Raw genomic sequence first — 13948 nt, 5'->3', positions numbered from 1 at the left:
ATCACTGGCGGTATCCGGTCAGGAAGCGGCCGATGCGGCTGATCGCCGCGTCGAGGTCGTCAGCGTACGGGAGGGTGAGGATGCGGAAGTGGTCGGGCCGCGGCCAGTTGAAGCCGGTTCCCTGTACGACCTGGATCTTCTCCCGCAGCAGCAGATCCAGTACGAACTTCTCGTCGTCGACGATGCGGTGCACCTTCGGGTCCAGGCGCGGGAACGCGTACAGCGCGCCCTTCGGCTTCACGCACGACACCCCGGGGATCTCGTTCAGCTTCTCCCAGGCCCGGTTGCGCTGCTCGTACAGCCTGCCGCCCGGCGCGACCAGCTCCCGGATCGACTGCCGGCCGCCGAGCGCCGCCTGAATGGCGTACTGCGCGGGCGCGTTGGGGCACAGACGCATGGAGGCGAGCGTGGTCAGCCCCTCCAGATAGCTGCGGGCGTGCTGTTGCGGTCCGGAGACCACCATCCAGCCGGAGCGGAAGCCCGCCACGCGGTAGGTCTTCGACAGGCCGCTGAAGGTGAGGCAGACCAGGTCGGGGGCGAGGGCCGCCACACCGTGGTGTTCGGCGTCGTCGTACAGGATCTGGTCGTAGATCTCGTCGGCGAACACCATCAGGCCGTGCCTGCGCGCCAGATCGAGGATGCCTTCGAGGATCTCGCGCGGGTAGACGGCGCCGGTCGGATTGTTCGGGTTGATGATCACGACGGCCTTGGTGCGGTCGGTGATCTTCGAGGCGATGTCGGCGAGGTCGGGGTTCCAGTCGGAGGCCTCGTCGCAGGTGTAGTGCACGGACTTGCCGCCCGCGAGGGTCACCACCGCGGTCCACAGCGGGTAGTCGGGGGACGGGACGAGCACCTCGTCGCCGTCCTCCAGCAGCGCCTGCACGGCCATCGAGATCAGCTCGGAGACGCCGTTGCCGAGGAAGATGTCGTCGACCCCGACGTCCGTGAGCCCCATCGCCTGGTAGCGCTGCGCCACCGCCCGGCGGGCGGACAGGATGCCGCGCGAATCCGTGTAGCCGTGGGCCTGCGGAAGCATCCGGATCATGTCCTGGACGACCTCCTCCGGCGCTTCGAAACCGAAGAGCGCGGGGTTGCCCGTGTTGAGCCGGAGCACGCTGTGGCCCGCCTCCTCCAGGGCGTTGGCGTGCTCGATGACCGGGCCCCGGATCTCGTAACAGACCTCGTCGAGCTTGCTGGACTGCCGGAATTCCATGCGGTGGCCTCCCCGACCTGATTGCGATACTTGGTTTTACCAAGCTCGGGCTTGGAAAGTCCAACAACATGTCTAGACTGCGTCGCATGCCACGTCAGCAACAGCCCGCAACGCGCCCGGTCCGCCGCCGGAGTTACGACCAGTTCTGCGCCACCGCGCGTGCCCTCGACTCCGTGGGCGACCGGTGGACCCTGCTGATCGTCCGTGAACTGCTGGCGGGCCCCCGCCGCTACACCGACCTCCACGCCGACCTGCCCGGTGTCAGCACGGATGTGCTCGCCTCCCGGCTCAGGGACATGGAGCAGAACGGTCTCGCCACCCGCCGCCGGCTCCCGCCGCCCGCCGCCGCCTCGGTGTACGAACTGACCGCGCGCGGCCACGGCCTGATGCCGGTGCTCGCCGCGCTCGCCGAGTGGGGTGCGCCCGCGCTGGCCGAACGGCGGGCCACCGACGCGGTCCGGGCCCACTGGTTCGCCCTGCCGCTGCTGCGGGCGCTGGACGGGCTGACCCATGCGGGGACCGTCGAAGTCCACCTGGACGAGGGCGAGTTCCATGTACGTGCCGGTGGTGCGCAGGGCGGAACGGCGGTCTACGGGGACGGTCCCGCCGCCCGCGCCGATGCCCGTATCGCACTCGATGTCGAGGTCTGCCTGGAACTGGCGCGGGGCGGGCTGACCCTCGCCGAGGCCGTCAAGGAAGGGCGTGTCGAGGTGTCGGGCGACGGGCCGCTCGCCGCCGAGCTGCGTGGCGAGTGACGGTCCGGCCCGGCGGGGTTCCCGCCGTCGAGCTGCGCGGCGAGTGACGGTCCGGCCCGGCGGGGTTCCCGCCGCCGGCTCCCGTTCGGCCACCGGCGGCGGTCGGTCGTACGTCAGTTGGCGAGCGTCTCCCCGTACGCCCCGAAGCCGGAGATCACCAGCCCGTCGCGGAAGGTCAGTACCTCGCTGACCCGGCCGCCGATCTGGTTGCGGTAGTCGATCACCAGGGCATGGACGCTCACCCGGACGTCCACCAGCTCGAACCGCAGCTCGGGGATGCGCGCCAGTCCGGTGGCCCAGTACGCGCGCAGAGCATCCTTGCCGTGCACCGTGCCCGAGGTGTCACCGGTCATCTGCGCGATGACGGGCGAGCTGAACGTCACGTCCTCGTGATAGTGCGTCAGAATGCGTTCCAGATCATGGCAGTTCCAGCCGTCCAGCCACTCTGCGGCGAACGTCCGGGCGAATTCGAGATCCATGGGGAAGATCGTAGGAGGGGGACGCGCCGGGAGCGGAGCGTTTTCCGGACGACGGGAGGGAACGGGGTCATGAACGGGCAGGACGCGCGGGACGGCGCGTGCGCACTCGACCCGGCGCGGCGCGCCGCGTTCGCGCGGGAGCTGATGAGGGCGCTCACCGCGCACTGCCCCGGCTCGCGGGTGGAACTGCGGGGCTCGCTCGCCCGCGGGACGGCAGACCCGTACAGCGACATCGACCTCGCCTGGACCGTGCCCGGCGACCGGTTCGACGACTGCCTCGCCGCTGTCCGCGAGGTACTCGAAGCGGTGCGGCCGCTGGACTCCCTGCGTACGGACCCGGAGTCGCGGAACTCACGGGAGCGGCGGCTGGTCTTCGCCGCATTCCGCGGGCTTCCGCTGTTCTGGCGGGTGGACCTGGAGATCGTGGCGTCCCCGGCCGCCGACGGCCGGGGACATGTCGCGGCGCACGGTGACGACTGGTCGCCGTACGCGAGCGCGCTGGCCAACGCGGTCGCCGCGACGAAGGCTGTACTGCGCGGGCAGCCGGAGAACGCCCGGGGGCTGCTGGAGCGCGGCTTCCGCCGCATCGACGCGCCGGACCGTCTGTCCGGACAGTGGTCCGCCGACATCCGCCGGCTCGCCGGGACGGCGGCCGACCGCGAACCCGGCCTGCGCCCGCTCGCCGACCGGGTGCTGCGCCTCGCCGAGAGCCACCACGCACAGCTCCTGTGGTGGGCGCTCCCCGCCGGTGTACCTGAGCGGGTCGACGAACTGGTCCTGGCGGGCCGGGACATCCAGGCCGTCCACGCGATGCGCGAGAGCGGCATCGAACCCCGTCCGGGGCTGCACGTGTGCGTGGAACTGCTGGACTGGCGCCACCGTGCGCTCGCGGACCGCATGCCGCCCCCGCCCCGCCACGACGTGGACACCCTGGCCGCCATGGCCGGCGCCCTGCCCCGCGACCCCGTGGCCGTCGAGGCGGTCTGGGACGGTGACACCCGGGGCTGGACCGTGGTGCTGACCGCCGTGCTGGCCCGGCCGTGGGAGGGCGTTGCCCTGGCCCGCTTCCGGATCGGTGCGGAGGGGAGCGGCGAGGCGGCGCGGACGGGCCGCGAACTGGCGGAGCGGCTGGGTGTCCCGTTCCGTTTCGCGAGCCCCGGTGAACCGGACGAGGACGCTCCCCGCTGGTGGGACGGCCGGGACTGAGCGCCGGGCCCGAGGCGATGATGGTGGGGTGCGATTCGAAGCGATCACCTGGGAGCGGCTGGCCGAAGCCTTCGCCGCGCATGCCGACGCCCTCGACGCCGCCGACGGCGGACCCTGGCTGAAGGTCGCCGTCGACGGCGCTCCGGCGGCCCGGACCGGGGAACTGGCCGGGCGCGTCGCGCAGGCGCTGCGGGTCCGCGGCCGTGCGGTGCTGGTCGTGTCCACCGCGGGATTCCTGCGCCCGGCGAGCCTCCGGTACGAGTACGGCAAGGAGGACCCCGACTCGTACTACGACAGCTGGTTCGACACGGGCGCGCTGTGGCGCGAGGTCTTCGGACCGCTGGAGGCCGGCGGCAGCGGGCGGGTGCTGCCCGACCTCTGGGATCCGGCGACCGACCGGGCCACCCGCAGCCCGTACCGGCCGCTGCCCGAGGGCGGAGTGCTGGTGGTGCACGGCCCATTGCTGCTGGGGCACTGGTTCCCGTTCGATCTGAGTGTCCACCTGCGGCTGTCGCCGGGCGCGCTGCGGCGCCGCACCGAGGAGAGCGAGCAGTGGACCCTGCCCGCTTTCGCGCGGTACGAGGACGAGGCGGCCCCCGGCGACCGCGCGGACGCGGTCGTACGGGCCGACGATCCGCTGCACCCGGCCTGGACGGGGTGGGCGGGGCCGCGAACCGACGCCTGATCACGAGCCGGGTCGTGGGCCGGTGTGGTGGTGGGTGGGCCGGGTTGTGGGCCGGTGCCGCCGGCACGGCCCGGGGCGGCGGGCCCGTGTCCTCGTCATGGGCCGGGGCGGCCGCCCATGGTGGTGACCGCCTCCGCGCCCGCCCGGCAGCCCGCCGCCACGGCCGAGGCGTCGTCCGCCCCCGCCAGGTACGCCGCGAGAAAGCCGCCGGTGAAGGCGTCGCCCGCGCCGGTCGAGTCCACCGCCCCGCGCACCGGGACGGCCGGGACGCGCCGGGTCACCGCGCCGCCGGCGGCGAGCAGCGCCCCGCCCTTGCCGAGCGTGACCACCACCCGGCCGGCCTGGAGGCTCAACTTGGCCGCCGCGTCGGCCGGTTCGGGCAGTCCGGTGAGCAGCCGGGCCTCGTCCGCGTTGGGCAGCAGCAGACCGGCGCCCTCCGCGGCGGCCAGGAACCGGTCGGCGCCCAGCTCGGCGAGGAAGCCGGCCGATGCCGGATCGATGCTCACCGGGATCCGTCGCCGCCGCGCCTCCCGCAGGGCGAGCAGGGCGGTCGCACGGCTCGTCGCGGCGAAGAGGAGGTAGCCGGAGAGATGGAGATGGGCGACGCCGTCCAGCATCGACGGCGACCAGTCGTCGGGGGAGAGGCGGAGCACGGCGCCGCTGTCGGTGAGGAAGGTGCGCTCGGCCGCGGAGTCGACCAGCGCGACGACGGTGGCGGTCGGCACGTCGTGGTCCACCGCCAGCAGGCAGCGCACCCCCGCCCGCCGCAGCGCGTCCCGGTGCCAGTCCGCACTGTCCGCGCCGACCCTGGCCAGCAGTCGTACGTCGGCACACCCCGAACGGGCCGCCCAGCAGGCGACGTTGGCCCCCGCGCCGCCGGGCAGGGTACGGATCCGGGCCACGGTGTCCGTACCGTGGACCAGTGCCGTTCCGTGCCGGGCCACCACGTCCGTGACCACGTCCCCGACGACGAGCAGTCCGCCCCCGGTCATCGTCCGGCCGCCGGGTCCCGGGGCGCGTCGGCCCACGCGCCGGAGATCCGCGCGGCGAGCGACACGTTTCCGCGCACGGCCGCCAGATTGGCCTCCAGCGAGGCGCCCCCGGTACCCCGCATCAGCCGGTCCAGCAGGAACGGCGTGACGGCCTGGCCCACGATGCCGCGTTCCCGGCACTCCTCCAGCGCCTCGGCCAGCACACGGTCGTGGAGCGCGGGATCCAACTGGTCCGCCGCGGCCACCGGGTTGGCGACGACCAGCGCGGAGCCCGTGCCTCCGAGCTCGTCCTGGGCCCGCATCACCGCCGCGACCTCCTCGGGCGTCCGCACCGTCCAGTCGACCGGCTCGCCCGAACTGGTCAGATAGAAGCCGGGGAAGCGGCCGGTGCCGTAACCGAGCACCGTGACGCCCAGCGTCTCCAGGCGCTGGAGCGTCGCCGGGACGTCCAGGATCGACTTCACTCCCGCGCACACCACGGTGATGCCGGTCCGTGCGAGGAGCCGGAGATCGGCGGACTCGTCCTGGGTCCGGGTCCACTCCCGGTGTACGCCGCCGAGGCCGCCGGTGGCGAAGACGCGCAGCCCGGCGCGTGCGGCCAGGAACGCCGTCGCGGACACGGTCGTCGCCCCGCTCGCCCCCGCGGCCAGGGCAGGCGCGAGGTCACGGTGGCCCAGCTTCCGCATCGCGGGATCCGTGGCGACCCGCTCCAACTGGTCCTTGTCCAGGCCGACGTGGGCCCTTCCGTCGAGTACGGCGATGGTTGCGGGCACCGCGCCCGCGGACCGTACGAGCCCTTCGAGCTCCTCGGCGACCCGCAGATTGCGGGGGCGCGGCAGACCGTGGGCGATGATCGTCGATTCCAGGGCCACGACGGGGTGGTGCGCGGCGAGGGCCGCCCGTACCTCGGTGGAGAGGGCGGGGGCGCAGGGATGTGCGCTGTGCGACGCGTTGGATGACATGTCCACATCCCTGTCGCGGGCGCAGTCGCCTCAAACGTGCGACGGGGGCAGGGGCCCGTGCGGGTCGGCCGGGCGGCCGGTGGGGAGGGCGAGTCGGTGGGCCGGTCGGTGGGCCGGGATTCCTCCGACCGATCCTGACGCATCCTGGTGCTGAGTCGTCTTCCAGCGGTCGCTAAGGTGACCGGCCATGACCACATTTGATCAAGCTCCTGCCTCGTTCGTCGTGCACATTCCGGACGCCGAACTCGAACCGGAACCGCTCGACCCCGCGCAGATCGTCTCGGGCGAGCCCGTGGTGACCGGCAAGGTGCTCTGGGAGTCGCCCGACGGCAAGCAGCTGCGCGGGATCTGGCAGATCACGCCCGGCGTGGTCACCGACACCGAGGCCAACGAACTCTTCGTGGTGGTGAGCGGCCGCGCGACCGTGGTGGTCGAGGGCGGCGCGACGCTGGAGCTCGGGCCGGGGGACGCCTGTGTGCTGCGCGAGGGCGACCGTACGACGTGGACCGTGCACGAGACGCTGCGCAAGGCCTACCACATCTGCCTCTGAGGCATCGGGAGCCGTCCGAGGCCCGTCCGAGGCCTCGGACGGCTCCGACGAAGGCTCCAGAGCCTCAGGTGCCACCGGGGTCACCGGGGCCACCGGAACCTCAGGCGTCGCGTGGAGACGTCGCTGCCGCGGGCCGGGCGAGTGCCCGGCGCAGTGCCAGCGCCGCCATCGGCAGCAGCAGACACGCTCCGACCACGTTCAGCCAGCCGTAGCTCGCCCGGGCGACGATGACCCCGGCGACGGCTCCGCCGACGCCCGCCGCCGTGTTCATGGTCAGATCCGACAGACCCTGCACGGCGGCACGGGCGGCCTGCGGCACGGAGTCGGTGAGCAGCGCCGAACCGGCGACCAGCCCCGCCGACCAGCCGAGACCGAGCGTGAAGAGACCGGCCGCCGTCTGCCCGTGACTGGCGCCCGCGGTTCCGGCCAGCAGTGCGGCGCAGGAGAGCAGTCCGACCGCCAGACCGATCACCGCGAGCCGGCCGAAGCGGTCCGACAGCCAGCCCATCACCGGGGAGAACGCGTACATCCCCGCGATGTGGCCGCTGATGACCAGGCCGATCAGCTGGAGCCCGGCGCCGTGGTGGCCCAGGTCGACCGGGGTCATCACCATGATCGAGACCATCGCGGTGTGCGAGACGGCCACCGTCACCAGCGCCAGCCGAGCCATCGGCGAGGCCCGGACCGCCGCGACTCCGGCACGCAGCGAACGGCCGGCCCGGGACTCGTCGCCCTGCGGCGCCAGCGCCCGTGCCGTGAGCAGCGGGTCCGGCCGCAGCAGCACCCCGACCACCATGGCCGCCAGCAGGAAGATCCCGGCCGCGAAGACGAACGGGCCCGCCTGCTCGGATATCGCGGAGCCGCGGAAGACATGGCCCACCGGGGCGGCGATGTTCGGCCCGAGGACCGAGCCGATCGTGGTGGCCCAGATGACCGTGGAGATCGCCCGGCCGCGCCGGTCCGGCTCGGCCAGATCCGCGGCGGCGAACCGGGCCTGCAGATTGGCCGAGGACCCCGCACCGAACCCGGCCATGCCGAGCAGCAGCAACGGGAAGCTCTCCACGAGGGTGGACAGGACCACCAGCCCCGCGCCGAGCGCGCCGATCAGATACGCCAGTACGAGACCGGGACGCCGGCCGCGCGCGGTCATCAGCGCGGCCAGCGGCAGGGAGAGCAGCGCGGTCCCGGTCACCGAGGCCGTCGGGGCCAGGCCCGACAGCGCCTCGGAGCCGCTCACCTCCGTGGCCAGCACGGGGGCCAGGGCGATACCGATGGGAACGCCGAGGCCGCCGAGTATCTGGCTGCCTATGAGCACCGCGGACGTTCTGCGCCGCAGCCCGGGAAGCTCGGCCGCCGAGACCGGCGCGGCGGGACGGCCGGGCCCGGTGGGGGTGTCAGGTGCGTCAAAGGTGTTGGTCACTGGCGCAGTGTGCCAGTCCGTACACGGGTACGAAACCGGGTCCGGACCGGGCACGGAGCACCGCCACGACGGCGGTCACCCGGGGCCGCCCCGGTACCGAGGCTCCCGGCGGCCGGCTCGGAACAGCGACTGCGGCCGGCTCAGAACAGCGGCCGGGGCAGCACGCCCTCCAGTGCCAGCAACTGCCGCTTGGTGTCGAGACCCCCGCCGAAACCGCCGAGTCCGCCGTCGCTCTCCACCACCCGGTGGCACGGCACCACCACCGGCAGCGGATTGGACGCCATGGCCACCCCGACCGCCTGTGCGGCCCCCGGCCGGCCCACGCGCCCGGCGAGCTCCCCGTATCCGACGACCGTCCCGAACGGCACACCCGTCGCCAGCTCGCGGAGCACCTGGCGGTTGAAGCCGGAGGTCAGCGACCAGTCCAGGTCGAGCGAGAACTCCCGCGGCGAGCCCGCGAAGTACGCCGCGAGCGTGCGTATCGGCTCGGCGAGGCGGGCGGAGCCGGGATTCTCCACCGGCTCCGCACCGAGCCGCGTCCGCAACTGCCCGAGCGCCTTCTCCCGCACCTCGGGACGGGCGTGGAAGACCACGCTCACCAGGCCCGTGCCGGTCGCGGCAAGGAGCAGCGGGCCGATGTCGCTCCCGACGACGGCCCACTCGACAACTCCGGTGCTGTTCATGGGATCCACGGTACGGCCGCCCACTGACAACCGGCCGCGGCCCCGGTTCAGCCCGTGGCCTCGCGCACCACGTCGGGGTTGTTGGTGATGATCCCGTCCACGCCGAGGCCCGCCGCCTTCTGGGCGCTCGCCGCGTCGTTGACCGTCCAGGTGTTGACCCGGAGCTTCTTGCCGTGCGCGCCCTTCAGCGCGTGCACCGCGTTCACGTAGTCGGCCGAAATGGAGGTGTAGGAGGGGTTGATCTGGTCGGTGAAGGCCGCGTACGAGGGCAGGTCGGCCACCGCGGGGGTGCCGAGGAACCCGGTCGTGACATCCGGGCGCAACTGGTGCACCTTCTTCACGCTGTCCGCGCCGAAGCTCTGGATGACGAGCCGGTTCTTCACGTGAGCGCGGTCCAGCCACCCCTTCTGGCGCAGCACCCGCAGGGTCTCCTTCTCGATGCCCGGGTAGATCTCGGGGCTCTTGATCTCCAGCAGCAGCTTCTGCCGGTTGCGCTCGACCCGGTCCAGGTACTGCTTGAGCGTGGGCACCCGCGTCCCGGCGAACTGCGGGCCGAACCAGCTGCCCGCGTCCAGCCGGGCGATCTCCGCCGCCGTGAAGTCCTTGACCGCCCACGAGGTCCGGTCCGGGAAGACCTCCTCGACATCGGTGGTCCGCCTCAGGTCGGTGTCGTGCACCACCACCAGCACACCGTCCTCGGTGAACTGGACGTCGTTCTCCACCCAGTCGAAGCCGAGGGCGTCGGCCTTGTCGACGGCGGCCAGGGTGTTCTCCGGCGCGTAGGCCGAAGCGCCCCGGTGGGCGAGGACGACGGGGGCGGTCCGCTTCACGTCCGTGGACCGGGCGCTCACGGCGCTGATGCCGGTGACCGCGGTGACGTGCCCGGCGCCGGCCGTGGCCAGGTCCGTGGTCCGCGTGTCGGAGCCCGACATCAGAAAGGCGCCGGTGCCCATCAGGGCGGCGGCGGCGAGAGCGGCGGTTGCGGTGCGTGCGTACACGTGTACTCCTTGCGTCAGAGGTTGCGGACGGGCCGAGAGTGGCAGTCGCGCCCCAACGGGGGACAGGCGAAGGATGGCCACAACGTGAACGCGGCCGTCGATGCCGGGTCACAGGCCGAATTCCTGCTCGATAAAATGCAGCTCTTCTGTTTGTTTGCCGGGACTCGCGCCTTAGGGTCACCCCGAAACCCGGGCTTCCGCGAAGGGCGTACGAGCATGCAGGGCACGATCGACGGTTTCAGCTACGGAGCGGTGACGCCCGTCGCGGCCTTCCTCATGGCCTGCCTCGGCGCGGCTCTCGGGCTGCGCTGCACGAACCGTTCGCTGCGCACCGAGCGCTCCTTCAAGGCCGGCTGGCTGGCCCTCGGCGCGACGTCCATCGGCTCCGGCATATGGACCATGCACTTCATCGCCATGATGGGTTTCTCCGTCGACGGCGTGACCATCGGCTACGACAAGCCGATCACCTTCGCCAGTCTCGCGGTCGCCATCGGCATGGTCGGCGTCGGCATCTTCATCGTCGGGTACCGCGGCGCCACCGGAATGGCCCTGGTGACGGGCGGCACCATCACCGGACTCGGCGTGGCCACCATGCACTACCTGGGCATGGCCGGAATGCGCCTCGAAGGGCAGTTCGAGTACGACACGGTCACCGTGGCCCTCTCCGTCGTCATCGCCGTGGTGGCCGCCACCACCGCGCTCTGGGCGGCCGTCTCCGTCCACGGGTTCCTGCCCAGCCTCGGGGCCAGCGTCGTGATGGCCGTCGCGGTGAGCGGCATGCACTACACGGGAATGGCCGCGCTCAGCGTCCATCTGCACCCCGGCGCCCTCCCCGACACCGCCGCGGCCGACGCGGCGACCGCACCGCTGGTGCCGCTGCTGATCGGCCCCGGCTGCTTCCTGATCCTCGCCGCGGTGGTCGTGATGTTCGACCCGCTGATGGTGATGGGCACCCCGGACTGGAACGATCCGGGGAACGCGGGGACCGGCCGGCCGCCCGGGATACCGGCCCAGCGGCAGGTGCCGCGGTTCGGCACGCATGCCGATCCGGCCTCGTTCCACTCCCGGCCGCGCGACCCCGCGCCGCCGGGGGAATGGTGATCGGGGCCCGGCACATCGGCTGACCCCGTCCGGTTGTCAGTGGTGGGTCGTACGGTGGTTCCATGCGGCCCGTTTCGAAGATCGAACGTTCGGTGGCGCCTTTCGAGGTCGTCAGTCCCTACCAGCCCAGCGGCGACCAGCCCGCGGCCATCGCCGAGCTGGAGCGGCGCATCCGCGCCGACGAGAAGGACGTCGTCCTGCTCGGCGCGACCGGCACCGGTAAATCGGCGACCACCGCGTGGATGATCGAGAAGCTGCAGCGCCCCACGCTCGTGATGGCACCGAACAAGACACTCGCCGCGCAGCTGGCGAACGAGTTCCGCGAGCTGCTGCCCAACAACGCCGTCGAGTACTTCGTCTCGTACTACGACTACTACCAGCCCGAGGCGTACGTCCCGCAGTCGGACACCTACATCGAGAAGGACTCCTCGATCAACGAGGAGGTCGAGCGGCTGCGCCACTCCGCGACGAATTCGCTGCTCACCCGGCGCGATGTCGTCGTGGTCGCCTCGGTCTCCTGCATCTACGGCCTCGGTACGCCCCAGGAGTACGTGGACCGGATGGTCCAGCTCAAGGTGGGCGACGAGATCGACCGGGACCAGCTGCTGCGCCGCTTCGTCGAGATCCAGTACACCCGCAACGACCTCGCGTTCACCCGGGGCACCTTCCGGGTCCGCGGCGACACCATCGAGATCTTCCCGGTCTACGAGGAGCTCGCCGTCCGCATCGAGATGTTCGGCGACGAGATCGAGGCGCTCTCCACCCTCCACCCGCTCACCGGAGAGGTGATGAGCGAGGACCAGTCCCTCCACGTCTTCCCCGCCAGCCACTACGTCGCGGGCCCCGAGCGCATGGAGAAGGCGGTCAGCGGCATCGAGCAGGAGCTGGGGCAGCGCCTGGCCGAGCTGGAGAAGCAGGGCAAGATGCTGGAGGCCCAGCGGCTGCGGATGCGCACCACGTACGACATCGAGATGCTCCGGCAGATCGGCACCTGCTCCGGCGTCGAGAACTACTCGATGCACTTCGACGGCCGCTCGCCCGGCACCGCCCCCAACACCCTTCTCGACTACTTCCCCGAGGACTTCCTCCTCGTCCTCGACGAGTCGCACGTCACCGTCCCGCAGATCGGTGCGATGTACGAGGGCGACGCCTCCCGCAAGCGCACCCTCGTCGACCACGGCTTCCGGCTCCCCTCCGCGCTCGACAACCGCCCGCTGAAGTGGGAGGAGTTCCTGAGCCGGATCGACCAGACCGTCTATCTCTCCGCCACCCCCGGGAAGTACGAGCTGTCCCGGGGCAAGGGCTTCGTGGAGCAGATCATCCGCCCCACCGGCCTCGTCGACCCCGAGGTGGTCGTCAAGCCCACCGAGGGCCAGATCGACGACCTGGTGCACGAGATCCGCACCCGCGCCGAGAAGGACGAGCGGGTCCTGGTCACCACCCTCACCAAGAAGATGGCCGAGGACCTCACCGACTACTTCCTGGAGCTCGGCATCCAGGTCCGCTATCTGCACAGCGACGTCGACACGCTGCGCCGCATCGAGCTGCTGCGCGAGCTGCGCTCCGGCGAGTACGACGTACTGGTCGGCATCAACCTCCTGCGCGAGGGACTCGACCTGCCCGAGGTGTCGCTCGTCGCCATCCTCGACGCGGACAAGCAGGGCTTCCTGCGCTCGGGGACGTCCCTGATCCAGACCATCGGCCGCGCCGCCCGAAACGTCTCGGGACAGGTCCATATGTACGCGGACAAGGTCACCCCGGCGATGGACCAGGCCATCGACGAGACCAACCGCCGCCGCGAGAAGCAGATCGCGTACAACACCGAGCGCGGTCTCGACCCGCAGCCGCTGCGGAAGAAGATCAACGACATCGTCGCGACGATCGCCCGCGAGGAGGTCGACACCGAGCAGCTGCTCGGCACCGGCTACCGCCAGGCGAAGGGCGCCAAGGCGCCCGTTCCCGCACTGGGCGTCAAGGCGGCCGCGTCCAAGAAGGCCAAGGGCGGCGAAACGGTCACCGACCGGCCCGCCACCGAACTCGCCGGAATCATCGAGGAGATGACCGACCGGATGCGGGCAGCCGCCGCGGACCTCCAGTTCGAGGTGGCGGCGCGACTGCGCGACGAGGTCGGGGAGTTGAAGAAGGAGCTGCGCCAGATGCGCGAAGCGGGCCTTGCCTGAGCCCGTGGCATCCGGTGTGTTGCAGGACCGACACAAAACGGCCCGGAGCGGCCGCGCCACCGGCGCGACTGCGTAGGGTGCTGGGAAACCGCGCACGGATGGTTGCGGGGAAAGCGGAGAGGGGACAGCGCGTGACGGTCAATATGACCAAGGGTCAGGCCATCAGCCTGCAGAAGAGCGACGGGGGGACCCTGACCGCGGTGCGGATGGGGCTCGGCTGGCAGGCGGCACCGCGCCGGGGTCTGTTCGGTTCACGTACACGGGAGATCGACCTCGATGCGTCGGCGGTGCTCTTCGCCGACAAGCAGCCGGTCGACGTGGTTTTCTTCCGCCACCTCGTCAGTGATGACGGCTCGGTCAAGCACACCGGGGACAACCTGGTCGGCGGCGCCGGTTCCGGCGGCGACGACGAGGCGATCCTCGTCGACCTGCAGCGGGTGCCGGTCCACATCGACCAGATCGTCTTCACGGTGAATTCCTTCACCGGCCAGACGTTCCAGGAGGTGCAGAACGCCTTCTGCCGCATCGTCGACGAGACCAACGGCCAGGAGCTCGCCCGCTACACGCTGGACGGCGGCGGGCAGTACACCGCTCAGATCATGGCGAAGGTGCACCGCTCGGGGAACGCCTGGCAGATGACGGCCCTCGGCAACCCGGCCAACGGCCGCACCTTCCAGGACCTGATGCCGGCGATTCTGCCGCACCTGTAGGCAGGGCCCGACCG

14 protein-coding genes are annotated in these 13948 nt (G+C 71.7%); 7 read left to right on the top strand and 7 right to left on the bottom strand.

What is annotated here, in order from left to right; all coding sequences use genetic code 11:
* Position 1: 1 nt before the first annotated feature.
* Positions 2–1213 (bottom strand): pyridoxal phosphate-dependent aminotransferase, encoded by a 1212-nt coding sequence (locus AB0D53_RS11270; RefSeq protein WP_362443451.1) that lies wholly within the window; start codon positions 1211–1213, stop codon positions 2–4.
* A gap of 86 nt (positions 1214–1299) precedes the next feature.
* Here AB0D53_RS11270 and AB0D53_RS11265 point away from each other — a divergent pair, with 86 nt between their 5' ends.
* Entirely contained in the window at positions 1300–1968 is a 669-nt protein-coding gene (locus tag AB0D53_RS11265; protein WP_362443448.1) for a winged helix-turn-helix transcriptional regulator, read from the top strand.
* A 113-nt stretch (positions 1969–2081) separates the two neighbouring features.
* Here the strand turns inward: AB0D53_RS11265 and AB0D53_RS11260 are convergent, their stop codons facing one another.
* Positions 2082–2447, bottom strand: coding sequence for a nuclear transport factor 2 family protein (locus AB0D53_RS11260; protein WP_362443444.1), 366 nt, complete (start codon positions 2445–2447; stop codon positions 2082–2084).
* A 69-nt stretch (positions 2448–2516) separates the two neighbouring features.
* On the opposite strand from AB0D53_RS11260, the gene AB0D53_RS11255 reads away from it, so the two are divergent.
* Positions 2517–3653: a nucleotidyltransferase domain-containing protein gene (locus AB0D53_RS11255; RefSeq protein ID WP_362443441.1), complete on the top strand. Its 1137-nt coding sequence runs from the start codon at positions 2517–2519 to the stop codon at positions 3651–3653.
* 28 nt (positions 3654–3681) lie between these two features.
* Positions 3682–4338: a uridine kinase gene (locus AB0D53_RS11250; protein ID WP_362443438.1), complete on the top strand. Its 657-nt coding sequence runs from the start codon at positions 3682–3684 to the stop codon at positions 4336–4338.
* A 95-nt stretch (positions 4339–4433) separates the two neighbouring features.
* Here the strand turns inward: AB0D53_RS11250 and AB0D53_RS11245 are convergent, their stop codons facing one another.
* Together AB0D53_RS11245 and AB0D53_RS11240 are read right to left on the bottom strand one after the other, a co-directional pair.
* A complete protein-coding gene (locus tag AB0D53_RS11245; RefSeq protein ID WP_362443435.1) occupies positions 4434–5330 on the bottom strand; it encodes a PfkB family carbohydrate kinase in 897 nt (298 codons plus the stop codon).
* Entirely contained in the window at positions 5327–6292 is a 966-nt protein-coding gene (locus tag AB0D53_RS11240) for a pseudouridine-5'-phosphate glycosidase (RefSeq protein ID WP_362443432.1), read from the bottom strand. Before AB0D53_RS11240 ends, AB0D53_RS11245 begins: the two co-directional genes overlap by 4 nt.
* A 187-nt stretch (positions 6293–6479) precedes the next feature.
* Between AB0D53_RS11240 and AB0D53_RS11235 the strand changes: the two genes are divergently transcribed.
* Entirely contained in the window at positions 6480–6842 is a 363-nt protein-coding gene (locus AB0D53_RS11235; protein ID WP_362443429.1) for a cupin domain-containing protein, read from the top strand.
* A gap of 100 nt (positions 6843–6942) precedes the next feature.
* Here AB0D53_RS11235 and AB0D53_RS11230 read toward each other — a convergent pair whose 3' ends face one another.
* The 3 genes from AB0D53_RS11230 to AB0D53_RS11220 all read right to left on the bottom strand — a co-directional run bounded on the left by AB0D53_RS11230 (position 6943) and on the right by AB0D53_RS11220 (position 9943).
* Entirely contained in the window at positions 6943–8262 is a 1320-nt protein-coding gene (locus AB0D53_RS11230; protein WP_362443426.1) for an MFS transporter, read from the bottom strand.
* Positions 8263–8402: 140 nt separating this feature from the next.
* Positions 8403–8945 (bottom strand): methylated-DNA--[protein]-cysteine S-methyltransferase, encoded by a 543-nt coding sequence (locus tag AB0D53_RS11225; RefSeq protein ID WP_362443423.1) that lies wholly within the window; start codon positions 8943–8945, stop codon positions 8403–8405.
* Between the two features lie 47 nt (positions 8946–8992).
* Positions 8993–9943, bottom strand: a complete 951-nt coding sequence (locus AB0D53_RS11220; RefSeq protein ID WP_362443420.1) for a glycerophosphodiester phosphodiesterase family protein — start codon at positions 9941–9943, stop codon at positions 8993–8995.
* Positions 9944–10159: 216 nt separating this feature from the next.
* On the opposite strand from AB0D53_RS11220, the gene AB0D53_RS11215 reads away from it, so the two are divergent.
* From AB0D53_RS11215 to AB0D53_RS11205, 3 genes are all read left to right on the top strand, one after another.
* Positions 10160–11044, top strand: a complete 885-nt coding sequence (locus AB0D53_RS11215) for an MHYT domain-containing protein (protein ID WP_362443417.1) — start codon at positions 10160–10162, stop codon at positions 11042–11044.
* Between the two features lie 62 nt (positions 11045–11106).
* Positions 11107–13224 (top strand): excinuclease ABC subunit UvrB, encoded by a 2118-nt coding sequence (gene uvrB, locus AB0D53_RS11210; RefSeq protein WP_362443414.1) that lies wholly within the window; start codon positions 11107–11109, stop codon positions 13222–13224.
* Positions 13225–13355: 131 nt separating this feature from the next.
* Positions 13356–13934 carry a TerD family protein gene (locus tag AB0D53_RS11205; protein WP_362443411.1) on the top strand — a complete coding sequence of 193 codons (579 nt, stop codon included), beginning with the start codon at positions 13356–13358 and terminating at the stop codon, positions 13932–13934.
* Positions 13935–13948 lie beyond the last annotated feature (14 nt).

It is taken from the genome of Streptomyces sp. NPDC048295, assembly GCF_040652135.1.
Lineage (GTDB): Bacteria > Actinomycetota > Actinomycetes > Streptomycetales > Streptomycetaceae > Streptomyces.
The sequence above is the reverse complement of the archived record's forward strand: the minus strand, read 5'-3'. Positions and strand labels throughout refer to the sequence as shown.

Bases quoted from the DNA above. Each gene is read 5' to 3' on its own strand.
- AB0D53_RS11270 (WP_362443451.1), bottom strand. From the start codon at position 1,213: ATGGAATTCCGGCAGTCCAGCAAGCTCGACGAGGTCTGTTACGAGATC.
- AB0D53_RS11265 (WP_362443448.1), top strand. From the start codon at position 1,300: ATGCCACGTCAGCAACAGCCCGCAACGCGCCCGGTCCGCCGCCGGAGT.
- AB0D53_RS11260 (WP_362443444.1), bottom strand. From the start codon at position 2,447: ATGGATCTCGAATTCGCCCGGACGTTCGCCGCAGAGTGGCTGGACGGC.
- AB0D53_RS11255 (WP_362443441.1), top strand. From the start codon at position 2,517: ATGAACGGGCAGGACGCGCGGGACGGCGCGTGCGCACTCGACCCGGCG.
- AB0D53_RS11245 (WP_362443435.1), bottom strand. From the start codon at position 5,330: ATGACCGGGGGCGGACTGCTCGTCGTCGGGGACGTGGTCACGGACGTG.
- AB0D53_RS11240 (WP_362443432.1), bottom strand. From the start codon at position 6,292: ATGTCATCCAACGCGTCGCACAGCGCACATCCCTGCGCCCCCGCCCTC.
- AB0D53_RS11235 (WP_362443429.1), top strand. From the start codon at position 6,480: ATGACCACATTTGATCAAGCTCCTGCCTCGTTCGTCGTGCACATTCCG.
- AB0D53_RS11225 (WP_362443423.1), bottom strand. From the start codon at position 8,945: ATGAACAGCACCGGAGTTGTCGAGTGGGCCGTCGTCGGGAGCGACATC.
- AB0D53_RS11215 (WP_362443417.1), top strand. From the start codon at position 10,160: ATGCAGGGCACGATCGACGGTTTCAGCTACGGAGCGGTGACGCCCGTC.
- uvrB (WP_362443414.1), top strand. From the start codon at position 11,107: ATGCGGCCCGTTTCGAAGATCGAACGTTCGGTGGCGCCTTTCGAGGTC.